The organism is Bacillus sp. JZ34, from assembly GCF_053903205.1.
On the sequence record NZ_CP096403.1, the window covers coordinates 3,741,237 to 3,754,290 of the forward strand.

Genomic DNA, 13,054 nt, shown 5'->3' on the forward strand with positions numbered 1-13,054 from the left:
AGCTTCCGCACAACCAATTGCCTACCACGGAATATTTTGGAATCGCTTTCATTTATATGCCGTTTAAATACATTGTTAGATTATAGTTATGTTTTTGGTATATCTTTGTTATGTCTGATATTATCATAATTTTAAAAGCGCTTTCAGTCAACATAAATTTCAGAAAATTTATCTTTTTTTCATTTTAAAAAGCGTAATTAATGGCGTTATGATAGGAATTCCATCCAACTCACATAATTTCATTTCTTTTTTTATTATTTATCAGCATTTTTTCACTATTGTCATTTCATAGTGATCTTTTTGTCACTTTTTTGTGATGTGTAGAATTTTAGTCCCAATAAAAAAATACCAAGGGGCTTTCCCTCAGTATTTTTTCCTGCCTGCAGCGGACATTTCAATTATCTGTGAACAGCAACATGAATCAGCTTTCCTTTAACCGCAAGGCGCCCTTCGGTTCTCACGGCTTTGTCACATGTCATCAGCGTAATTTCTTTTTCTTTCGTCTCTTGAATCACATCTGTGTCCGTTTCAGAAATGAATTGTTTGGATGTCACAGTGTATATATAGTCTTTTTTAAAGTCTGTGATTTTAACGGTGTCCCCTTTTTTAATGTGGATAAGAGGGCCGAATAAGAGGTTCTCCCGCTTCATATGATGTCCGGCCAACGGGTAGTTGCCCTCGCCCATTTTCTGATCGGGACGCATTGTTGTCGCTCCGTAGAGAAGATTTTGATTGGTTGTGCCTTTCAATATCGGCAGCTTGATATTGACGCTGCTTATGGTGATCCGGCCGATGATCGCTTTCGATTCACGATCGAGGCCGGCTTTTACTGCTTCCATAAAAGAAGGCGGCTGAATCGCTTCAAAATCAAATGACGCCTTTTGCGTATTGTTTTGTTCCGCCTGTTCAGCAGTCAATTCAAAACTTTTATTCTTGCTGAGATTGATGATGATGCTTTCTTTAATAAAAGGAGACAAGACGAAGAGTATACCTGATATGACAAGTACGGCAACGATCATTTTTTTATACATGTCCCACAGTCCTTTCTAACCTTTATGTCAAATGAACGAATGCCGTTTTTCAAAAAAGCACCTGACCGGTTTCATGATCAGGTGCATAAATGATTCGTTTACGCCTTTCTTTGTTTCTTTCTTGTGTAGAAAGCGAAGACTCCTCCAGACAGAATCAGCAGGATGCCGATCATGATCGGAATGATGCTGTCTCTATCACCGGTTTTCGGAAGCGTATCTTTCAAATGACCTTTAGGATCTCCGTTCGAATTTCGGTCCGGTGTGTTATCTGTTTTAGGGTCTCCCGAATTCGGGTTCGATGTGCCTTTGTCAACAGCCGGCGTTTTCAGCTTTTCATTGGATGCTGTGATCTCGACCGGTTTTGACTGTCCTTTTTTAATTTCAAAAGGAATCGGCGTTTCATCCAACTTATAACCGTCAGGCGCCTTCGTTTCGACAAATTGATAGCGCCCAGGTGCCAAACCTTCCGCAATAAATTGACCGTTTTGATCTGTCGTCCAGACTGCCGGCAGCTTTTTCCCGTTGCCTGCGGCTTTAACAGGCTTTCCATCGGCATCGAGCAGCTTGAATTCTGCTCCTTTCAACACAGCTTTTTTATCGTTGCGGTCCACTTTCGTCAGTTTCGCATCGCCCGGTGTCAATTGATTCTCTGCAGTCATTTCAATTGGCTTTGTATCAGTATTTTTGACTGTGAACGATATTGGCGTCTTATCCAATTGATAATGCTTAGGCGCTTTTGTTTCGACAAATTGGTAGTTACCGGGCTTAAGACCGTACACTGTGATCCGGCCGTCTGCGTCTGTTGCCAAACCGGTTTTCAGCACCTTGCCGGTTTCATCTGTCAAATCGAACTGCGCTCCCTGAAGTCCGGCGCTCTTGTCATCCTGGCCGACTTTTGTGAGCACAACGCTGTTTTTCTTGTTGAGAGCCGTCAGTTTAACCTGTTTCGGCTCACCTTCGTGTTTCCCGGTAATGGAAAATGGGATCGGATCTGTTGACAGCAGGTAACCGTCAGGTGCATGTTTTTCAACAAATTGATAGCTTCCCGGCGCCAAATCGCCAGCCTCGATTTTGCCGCCTTCTTTAGAGATCAAATCGTCTTTGACCGTTTTGCCTTCGCTGTCAATGATTTTAAACACGGCTCCTTCTAATCCATTGCCGTCTTCATCTTCTTTCTGCAAATAAACCGAACCTTTGTAGTTGATGGCTTTACCCGCATCTACATGGGCAGGTTTTCCTTCAGCGGCATCCGGGATGACAAACTCTATTTTCCCGCTGTTCAATACAAATCCATCAGGCGCTTTCGTTTCTACGAAAGCATAGCGCCCAGGCGCCAGGCCTGAAGCCGTAACAGTTCCATTTCGATCTGAGACCAGTTCCTCCTGTACGGTATTCCCGTTTTGATCTGCGATCTTAAAAACGGCTCCTTCAAGCTTGTGGCCTTCCGCATCTTCTTTTGTTAAATGAACCGAGCCTTTATAATTAACAGCGGCGCCTGCATCAACCGGCTCCGGTTTCCCTTCAGCTGAGCCCGGGATGGTGAATTCTATTTGATCGTTGTTTAACATAAAGCCCTCGGGCGCTTTCGTTTCTACGAAAGCATAGCGCCCAGGCGCCAGGCCTGAAACTGCGATTTTTCCGTCTTCATCGGAAGTGAGCTTTTCATGAACGGTTTTGCCTTCATGATCAACGATCTTAAACTCAGCGCCCTTCAGCGTACGGCCTTCCGCATCCTCTTTTGTCAAATAAACCGAACCTTTATAGTTGACGGCTTTGCCTGCGTCCACGGATTCCGGTTTTTCTTTTGCCGATTCAGATATGGTAAACTCGATTGCCTTGCTGTTTATCACATAGCCCTCGGGGGCTTTGGTTTCAACAAAGGCATAGCGGCCAGGCGCAAGATCAGATACTGCGATTTTCCCGTCTTGATCTGAGGTGAGCTTTTCATGAACGATTTTGCCTTCATGATCAATGAGCTTGAATTCAGCCCCCTCTAATTGACGGCCTTCTGCATCTTCTTTCGTTAAATGTGCTCTGCCTTTATAGTTGATCAATGTTCCTAAATCAACGTCAGGTACTTGATTCTTATCATTCGTTTTGACGGAGAAGCTGATTTCTTTTGTATTTAAGAGATATCCTTCTGGAGCTTTCGTTTCCAGCAAACGATAATTGCCGGGCGGTAAACCGTTGATTTCTACTTTTCCGTTTTCATTGCTCTTAATACTCGTACGTATTGTTGTAAAGGTGCCATCGCCGGATTTTTTCTCCAGCTTGAACACGGCTCCTTCCAAAGGATTCTTTTGTTCGTCTTGTTTGATAAGCGTCACCTTATTCTTTTCATTCACGACTTTGTAAAGCGCTCCGGCACTGGAAGAGCTGCTGTTAATCTCAACGGAGACCCCGTCTGCATAAGCCTCGCTGATCGTATATCCGTCAGGCGGCTTGATTTCTTTTAAAATGTAAGTCCCGTAGCGGATATTACCGAATGTCAGCTTGCCGTCGTCGTCAGTCGTTCCTGTCCGCAGAAGCCGCTCATTATCTTTTGTCCGCAATTGAAAATCTGCTCCAGAAAGCGGTGTGCCGCCTTCCCCCGTTTTAAGGATTGTCAAGCTGCCTCTTTCACCTGAGCCTGAACCGCCGCCGCTTGAAACGGCAACAAAGACCGAGCTGTTGTTTTCCTGGGTTTGTTCCTGAACATTCGTTCCCGAAATCGACACTTTGTTGTGAACATGACCGCTCGTGCCGGCAATATTGATTAATGATTGGTATTGAATCACATAGGCGCGGTCGATTTTTTTGTAATCACCTGTAAATTTCAGGACAAATGATTGTTCACCGGTTGCATTGTCGGTCTTGATGTCCAGTGTATAGTCTTCGCCTTTTTGAAGCTGAACATCATCCGGGACAAGATTTCCTCCGCTGTCTTTGACTGCACCTTTTTCATCGTATTTAGCTTGATAAACTTTAAAAGAATCTTCAGCTAAAATTTGGTTGGTATCCGGAGTATCGGTGACTTTTACATCCTCCAATACCGACTGGCTCGCATTGACATTAATACTCCAATCGACATAACCTCCGTTTTGTTTGCCTCCTTTGAAAACGAGGCTTCCTCCGTCGGCGACCGAAACGGATGCCGTCAACTCACGCTCTGAGTATCCGGCATTATAATACGTCGCCTTGTTGGTGTAAGGGTCACGCTTAATGACCTGCCCTTTAAGCGAAGTTTTAAATACAATAAGATACGGGACGGAATCGTCCGTTTTCAAATGGACAGTCAGCGTTTGTTTATTGTCAGCCGACGGCTCCTCCACATCATATTGTGAAGCGGGCAGGATGTCTCCTTCTGTGATGGAACCGTCTTTATTGACTGCATAGCTCTTGACGACCACTGAACCTTTAACAAATTGCTGGTCATCTGCTAAAGCATCTTTAATATAAGGATTCTTTGACGGCTCACCATTATAGTTGATCCCGATTTTCCACGTGATTTCTTTTGAAACCGCGTTATATGAGCCGTTTTTGAAACCGTTGTGGGATGTCTGGCGATTCGGTGTAAAACTGCTCGTTTCCTTATTTTTGCGTTCAGTGCTGCTGTGATCTGTCCAGGTTGATTCAGCCGTGTTTTTGACATTTTCGTTTGAAAAGTCGGCATTCATATTCGTCGTATAAGTGATCTTAAATTGGCTGTTTGTTGTTGCATAATCTCCGATGAGTTCCAGAAGAAAACCTTCATGATCCGGTTTTATTGTCAATGTATAGTCTTTGCCTTCTTGAAGCGTTTTGTTATTCGTCACATCCTGAAGACGGAATGATCCGTCGAGGAGCGCGAGCCCGCCGCTTTCGAAATTATCATCCAACTTCCAATTGTTCATCGTGTAGTTGTTTTTGTTGATTGCGATCGTCCAATCGACCGTTTTATTCTTGTAATCAATGTTTGAATAGCCTTTTATCAAATTCTGTTGAATGGCTGTACCGGAAGCTTTCTTTGATTCCCCTGTTCCGGTCACTGCGGTGTTCGTATACGTTGTCGATTTATCGATGATCACTCCGCTGTTGACCTCGGTTTGATATGTGATTTTGTAAGCTCCGGTAACATTTTGGTTAAATTTGATTTCAAACCCGCTTCCATTATCGGAGAGCGTATAGTCTTTGCCTTCCGTTAGAGGCGTTCCCGCCTGTTCACTTCCGTTCTGATTGAAGGTAATCGGAATCACCTTCAAGGAATCTGAAACAAGCTGCAAATCAGCGGAACCAAACGAGTCTGTTATGCTCGCCTTGGATTCGTCAATCTTCTTCTCACCATAGTTATATAAAATCGTCCAGCTGAAAGTCTGTGAATCGCTTTTATAACCTGTCGACGATTTTTCGATCATTTTCCCGTATTTGGCTGTGACAGAGGCCTCTGCAGAAGCCGGTTCCAGATTGTCTCCGCCGAATGTCGCCTTGTTCGTAAATGCAGCATTTCCGCCTTCGTCCGGCTTTGCGGAGTCATCGATGTCCGTCACATAGATCAGGCGATAAGCCGAATCTATCTCACCGTCAAATGTGACATTCCCATTTGCGTCTACAGTGTAGCCTGAAAGAACTTCATCTCCCTGGCTGACTGAACCATCTATGTTGACATCGAGTTGATAAACTTTGACAGAACGATAGATCAGCCCCTCCGGAAAGTTCTCGGTCAACTTGGCATTTTTGACTTGATCCAATTTTTTGTTGAGGTCGACTGTCCATGTGACTTGCCCCGGATTGATGCCTTTATCAAAAATTCCTGATTTATCGATGGTTTTGCTTACGTTTGGTTTAAAATAAACCGTTACCTCCGGAGTGTCTGATTTCACCGGGAAGGGAATCTTTTGAGTCGTCGATCCTTTTATTTTTTGCGCGTTGAACTGCGTATTGACAAACAACGTGCCTTTGACCTTCGAATCTGTTTTCACTTCACCATTAAACGTCATCACAACATGGCCTTTTGTATCAATTGAAAAATAGCCGTACGTGATACCGCCTGAGCTTAATGGCTGATTCGTAATATCGTTGTACATAATGAAAGCTTCAGGCAGATCAAATTCGTAGCGATCGCCGTCATTTATCGTCTTTCCGAGCTCATCCGGGATGTCCCAAGTGATTGAAATTTTTGCCGGAGAATTCGTGTCGGCCCGGTTGCTTTTGTCATAAGGCTTTCCGTGTTCATCTGTCAGCGTCACGCCGGTTAAAATATTTTGGGTGATTTGATTACCTCCGGACGCAAGGCTCCCGGCTGCCGCTAGTCTTGAAGATGCTGGCGGTTTTGAATCGCTGCTCTCAGTGTCAGCAGCTTTTGTCTTCGTTTCCTCTTCGTCCTGCTCCCCTGAAGATTTTGATTGATCGTCAGCTGCTGCCTGATCATCCTCAGATGACGGAGAATCGTTTTTCGCCGTTTCCGATTCGGATCCTGTATTTACAGGGATGACTGCTTGCTGCGTCTTGCCTGCTCCGAGTTGAAAGAGAGCGGTGACCGTTTTTGTACCGCTTTTCACGGCAGCGGCAAACTTTGCTTCCAGAGTGATGGACCCTTTTGCCTCTGCAGTGCTGTTCAAGGTTACGGTCAAAATGTTGCTGTCCGCTTTCACCTCATAGCTGCCGATGATCTGCTGATCTGCCGATTTCACATCTCCCTTGGCATCCTGAGCGAATTCGAAGCTTTTAGGCACCTCTACAGTGAAGCTTTTTTCGGTGCCGGCTTCTTCATCGTTTTTTAACGCCCACTCGTATGTGAGTGTCACTTTGTCACCCGGTTTTAATGCCGGGTCGTCTCCCTTTGACCCGTCAACCGTTTGATCTTCGCTGTTTTTGATTGTCACTGAATCAAAAAACACGCTGCTCCCTGTTGATGTGCCGGCAGCCACTGCCGTCAGCGTAAAGCCGACAACTTGACTGAAGATCAAATACAATGCCAGGCAAGTGATCAAAAATGGTTTCAGCCCTCTTTTTTTGCTGAGGCTGAACGAATATTTTTTCGATCTCAAATTGTGATTCCTCCCCTTTTATCATGTTTTTGTGTACGGATCGATTGAGCCTGGAAAATGAATCCCTGAAAATACTTTTCTATTTGAAGAATGACAGGCTTTTAAATTCGCTGCTGTATGTTTAGCGGCGGTAATCAAGATATCGCGGCTATGAATTTTGCTTTATGTCAGCTGAGATCATCCGAACCAAACTACATTGTATGAGATGGAACTATACAATTTCTGAACATCGGCATGTAAGCTGAAAATGGCATAAAAAAAAGACCGGCTGATCCGGTCCTCGTGTTTACATTTCATTCATTTTGTCCTTGATGAGTTTGTAGCGCTCATACTCCTTGATCGCTTCTTCTACATTCCCGGTTTTATTAAACAGCTGCATCTTGTATTGGATGATTTTATGATCGTACGGTTCGAATTTCTCGACCTGCAGACATATATCAAGCGCCCGGCGGTAGTCTTTTTCACGAATAAGGCAATCGACCAGTTCATAAGCTTTTCCAAGCCATATCCGGGCAAGCCGTGTTTTTTCGGGTTCGGCCCACAAATAACCGTGTTCCATAAAGTAATGGTTTTCGTATGCAAGCAGCAATTCCATGTGCCGGTTGATCGTCGCCATATCAATTGGAGGAGCCTCTTTCAGCGACTTTTCCCATTCGTCAGCATCCACTTTCACACCGGAAATCCGGAGGACATATCCTGTGTCAGTCTTCTCGATGGATTGGCTAAAAGGAAGCCTTTCGATTAATTTTCTGATTTGATAAATCGCCGTATACAGCTGGGTGCTCGCTTTAGAGACATCATGGTCAGGCCAGAACAGGTCGATCAACACGTCTTTGCTGATCACATGGCCGTGATGATGAAGCAAATACGCGTAAATTTCGCGTGCTTTGGACGTTCTCCACTTTACGGGTATATATGTTTTGACATCCTTCTCCGTTTTGTAAAATTGCAAACTCCCAAAACATTGAATGAAATAGTCTCCTCCGCCGTTTTCCGCGGAAGCCTTCAGCAAGCTGTTTTCTCTGATCCGTTCAACCGTCTTCACGAGCCGGACGTAATCGACGGGTTTAAGCAAATAATCCATCGCATTTAATTCAAATGCTTTTATGGCAAAATCGTTATAGGCCGTGATAAAAACAACCTGAATGTTTTCATTCATCGATTGAATCGCTTCAGCGAGCTCAATCCCGTTGATCCCCGGCATTTCAATGTCAAGAAACACCGTGTCTATATCCTGAATATCCGGATACTCCATAACATCAGCCGGATCTTGAAACATTTCAATGGATCGAAAACAATTTGTTCGTTCAAGCATATTTTTAAAATGAAGCAATGCCAATTCCTCATCATCCACAATTAACGCTTTCACGACACCCACCCCAATTTCATCGAGTCATCTGGAAATTATTATAATGATTATATCATGTCAATGGCCCTACTTAGTTGGATTCATTTTCTTATTCTTGTCGTTTATTAACATTTAAGAGTACAATATTCATATGGATTCGACAAGACTGCAGCAGGCTGAATGAGGAGTGCTGATATTGAAAAAGCTATTTGTTTTCCTTTCGATTATTCTCGGCTATGCCGGCTTCTTTTTTATTTTCTTATTCATTAACAATCAACTGTCCGATCAGAATTACCCTGAAGCAAAGCAAGGAATCATCAATCTGGAAACATGGGATTTTCAGAAAGATGGGAACATCGCGCTCACCGGGGAATGGACACTCTATCGAAACCAGCTTCTCTCGCCAAAGGCGATCCATTCAGGCATTGGAAAAGCCCCCATTTATTCCGCTGTGCCTAACAATGTCAAACTTACCGATTCAGGAGAAAACGTGGATTACGGTACATACAGACTGATGATCCGGTCAAAGCAGGACAATGAGATGTTCGGAATCAGCACCTCTTTTATTAACAGCGCAAACCGAATTTATTTCAACGGCAAATTGATCGGGCAGAGCGGAACTCCTTCAAGCAAAGCGAATTTCAGGGCTCAAAACAGGCCTTATACGAGTTTTTTCGACATTCACCGCGGGAACAACGAGCTGATTGTACAATTTTCGAACTTCAAAAAAACACCTTCATGGGGAATAGAAAAACCGATTACCTTCGGAACGCAGCAGCATATTTTACACCAAAGCAAAATTTCTTTCTTTAATGAAACCAGCATGATCACGGCATTCTTCATTACCGGTTTATACTTTCTCGGCTTTTTCCTGCATCGAAAAAAGGATAAGCACTTATTCTTTTTTTCCACGATGTGTCTTCTTTTTTCGGTCATTGTGCTTTTAATCGGACGAGAACGAATGATCTTTCTTTTCTTTCCGTCTGTTTCATTCTCGGGTTTAAGCGTAATGAGGGCAACCACAATGGTGCTTGTCAGTATAGCGGTTTTTCTCTATCTCTATTTCGCTTACAGAGAAATCGTTTCGAAAAAATGGATAATCGGCGCGACTGCATTTTCTGCACTGGTTTTGTTGATTGATTTTATATCATGGGGTTTTACAGACCGTCTCGCATATATATTGCATTCCGTTCTTGCCGTCACGACTTTGATTTATATTACGTATGTGTTTGCGATTGCTGCCCTTCGGAAAATGAAAGGCAGTCTTTATCTTACGATTGCAGCGATCTCAATGAGCGCATTCGTCATTTTAACGACCGTTTCTGCTTACAGCGGCAAAAGAGGCTTTTCGTTCAATTCGCTCTATGCCGTGCCGTCAATCATCGCTTTGCTGGCGGCTGTTCTGATGATGGCGCAGCAATTCGCAGGCGCATTCCGCGAGAATGAAGTCCTATCCTTGAAATTGCTCAGAATGAATCGATTAAAAGACGAATTTATCGCCAAAACATCGCATGAATTTAAAACGCCGCTGAACAGCATGATTAATATATGTCAGACCCTTTTGGCAAGGAAAAGCAAAAGGACGGTAGAGGAAGAAAAAGAAAATCTGCAGCTGGTCATCCGCATGGGATACAGGCTCTCCAGCCTGGTGAATGACATTCTCGATTTGGAAAAAATGAAGCAGGGCATGCTGCAGATTCAAGCCGTTCCTGTCGATACCCATTCAGCGATCAGTACGGAAATGGGCTTCTATCGGCTGTTGTCAAAAAATAAACAGGTCCAGATTGTAAACCTGGTTCCATCCGGACTGCCGCTCGTCTTGGCTGACGAAAACCGCTTCCGGCAAATCATGACCAACCTGGTAGATAACGCAATCAAGTATACGCCGGAGGGACAAATTACGCTCTCTGCCGAGAGGATCAACCAAGAGAAGGTCAAAATCACTGTAGCAGATACAGGAGTCGGCATACCAAAGGCCGTCCGTCAATCGATATTCGAATCTTTTCAACAAGCAAAAAACCATAAAGATGACGGAGCCGGGCTCGGTTTAAGCATCGTCAGACAGCTCGTTCAGCTTCAAAATGGGGAGATCTGGGTAGAATCGGAAGAAGGGAAAGGATCGGCATTTCATTTCACACTGCCTGTCGCAAAGGATGACTCGCTTCTTGACGATAAGGAGAACGTGCCTCAACAGCAAGCCGTCAGGAGTTTGCCCGATGTTTCAATCAGCACGCCGTATTATTCAAAGAAAATGGATGCTCCAACTGTTCTGATCGTCGATGATAACATTGAAAGCTTAAAAATTTTGGCCGATATGCTTGAAGGCGTTCCTTATCAAGTCATCGCAGCAAAAAGCGGCAAAGAGGCTCTCGAAGTCGCCTCCCGATCAAAGCTTGACTTGGTGATTTTGGATCTGATGATGCCCGATATGACAGGGTTTGAAGTCTCTATGAAAATCCGTGAAAGATTCACAATGGTGGAACTTCCGGTTCTCATTATTACGGCAGCCATCATCGATCATGATAAATACAAGGCTTTTCACGCCGGGGCAAATGACATTTTGCAAAAACCGTACAACTACACTGAATTTGCAGCCCGCGTTAAAAACCTGATCATGATGAAAGATACGGCAGCCCAAGCGACCAATATGGAGATGGCATTCCTCCAGTCGCAGATCAAGCCGCACTTTCTTTTCAACGTATTAAATACAATTATCGCGCTCAGTCATTTGGATATTGAAAAAGCGCGCGAAGTAACGGCTGATTTTACAAACTACTTAAGAATGAGTTTTGATTTTCAAAATACATCAGGGATGAGTTCTTTCAAACATGAACTGTCGATTGTGAATTCGTATCTTTCTATTGAAAAAACGCGCTTCGGCGATCGGCTGGACGTCATTTACGATATTGACGAAGACATTGACTTTGCCCTTCCGCCATTAATGATTCAGCCTCTTGTCGAAAATGCCGTCCACCACGGGATCAGCAAAAAAAGAGGCGGAGGCTGGATCAAGCTGACGGCAAAAAAAGAAAGCGAAAACCGCTATTATATCAAGATAGAGGACAATGGAATCGGCATGCCGCCGGAAAAACAACACGATATCTTTTCCTCTCATTTCACTCATAGCGTCGGTATGAAAAATATCAACCGAAGACTGAAGCACTTCTGCGGGAGCGAACTGAATATCGAGAGTGCGCCGGATGACGGAACCGCTGTCTCAATGGTCATTTCTATCAACGAATCGGCGGACGTCTCAGTATAGGTTTTAACCTGAAGACAGAACGGCCTCCTCAGCCTTGCCGGCAAAGTCGGCAAGCTTTTTTACGCAGTAAATCAGGTGTGTGCTTCCTCCCCTCTGTACAATTTGACCCTGTCCTTTGTAAGAACACGGCCTCTTTTTCTATACGATTCAATATGTTATAGTAGAAAACTGTTTTTACATATACCATAGGAGGTTTGTTCATCAATGGAAAATTTCAGCTATTACAATCCAACGAAATTGATCTTCGGAAAAGGCCAGCTTGAACAATTAAGAAAAGAATTAAAGGAATACGGAAAAAATGTATTGCTTGTTTATGGAGGCGGCAGTATTAAAAAGAACGGTCTTTATGACGAAGTTACGCGCGTGTTGAAAGAAGAAGGCGCTGACATGCACGAGCTTTCCGGAGTAGAACCAAATCCGCGTCTTGCTACGGTTAAAAAAGGGATCGAATTGTGTGCCCGGCATGAAATCGATTTTCTCCTCGCTGTCGGCGGAGGAAGCGTCATCGACTGCACAAAAGCGATTGCTGCCGGAGCAAAATACGACGGCGACCCTTGGGATATCTTCAGCAAAAAAACGACAGCAAAAGACGCCCTGCCGTTCGGTACGATTTTAACCTTAGCTGCAACCGGATCTGAAATGAACCCCGATTCCGTCATTACAAACTGGGAAACGAATGAAAAATATGTATGGGGAAGCGATGTCACGCATCCGAAGTTCTCCATTTTAGACCCTGAAAATACGTTCAGCGTCCCGGAAAACCAAACGGTTTACGGCATTGTTGATATGATGAGCCATGTGTTTGAACAATATTTTCATAATGTCAAAAACACGCCGCTTCAGGACAGAATGTGCTTTTCCGTTTTGCAGACGGTCATCGAAACGGCACCGAAGCTGTTGGAAGACCTGCAAAACTATGAGCACCGGGAAACCATTTTATACGCAGGCACAATCGCTTTGAATGGCACGCTGCAAATGGGCTATTTCGGCGATTGGGCTTCCCATACAATGGAGCACGCCGTTTCGGCCGTTTACGACATTCCGCATGCGGGCGGCCTTGCGATCTTGTTCCCGAACTGGATGAGATATACGCTTGATACGAATGTCAGCCGCTTCAAAGCCCTTATGCTGAACATGTTTGACATTGACACAGAAGGCAAAACCGATAAAGACATCGCGCTTGAAGGAATCGATAAGCTGTCCGCGTTCTGGACAAGCCTTGGCGCTCCTTCCCGCCTTGCCGACTACGGCATCGGCGAAGAAAAGCTCGATCTGATCGCAGACATCGCCGCTAAAGAAATCGAGCACGGCGGCTTCGCCAATTTCCAAAAACTAAACAAAGATGACGTACTCGCCATTCTCCGGGCTTCTCTATAACAACAAAAGGACGGAATCAAGTGATTCCGTC

The 13,054-nt window shown here is 44.3% G+C and carries 5 protein-coding genes and 1 pseudogene; 3 read left to right on the forward strand and 3 right to left on the reverse strand.

All coding sequences use genetic code 11. The features are described from left to right. Positions 1 to 398: 398 nt before the first annotated feature. The 3 genes from M1D90_RS19040 to M1D90_RS19050 form a co-directional block, all read right to left on the reverse strand. Positions 399 to 1,031: a class A sortase gene (locus M1D90_RS19040; RefSeq protein WP_145930060.1), complete on the reverse strand. Its 633-nt coding sequence runs from the start codon at positions 1,029 to 1,031 to the stop codon at positions 399 to 401. Between the two features lie 98 nt (positions 1,032 to 1,129). Next, entirely contained in the window at positions 1,130 to 7,036 is a 5,907-nt protein-coding gene (locus tag M1D90_RS19045) for a SpaA isopeptide-forming pilin-related protein (protein WP_271725888.1), read from the reverse strand. Positions 7,037 to 7,322: 286 nt separating this feature from the next. Next, positions 7,323 to 8,405, reverse strand: a complete 1,083-nt coding sequence (locus M1D90_RS19050; RefSeq protein ID WP_145608011.1) for a response regulator — start codon at positions 8,403 to 8,405, stop codon at positions 7,323 to 7,325. Between the two features lie 802 nt (positions 8,406 to 9,207). Between M1D90_RS19050 and M1D90_RS19055 the strand changes: the two are divergent. From M1D90_RS19055 to M1D90_RS19065, 3 genes and pseudogenes are all read left to right on the forward strand, one after another. Beyond that, positions 9,208 to 10,473: pseudogene (locus tag M1D90_RS19055) on the forward strand (ATP-binding protein); the annotation flags it as partial. A gap of 225 nt (positions 10,474 to 10,698) precedes the next feature. Continuing rightward, complete coding sequence (locus M1D90_RS19060; RefSeq protein WP_229129451.1) at positions 10,699 to 11,646, forward strand: histidine kinase; 948 nt, start codon at positions 10,699 to 10,701, stop codon at positions 11,644 to 11,646. 204 nt (positions 11,647 to 11,850) lie between these two features. Next, positions 11,851 to 13,023, forward strand: a complete 1,173-nt coding sequence (locus M1D90_RS19065; RefSeq protein WP_023857815.1) for an iron-containing alcohol dehydrogenase — start codon at positions 11,851 to 11,853, stop codon at positions 13,021 to 13,023. Positions 13,024 to 13,054 lie beyond the last annotated feature (31 nt).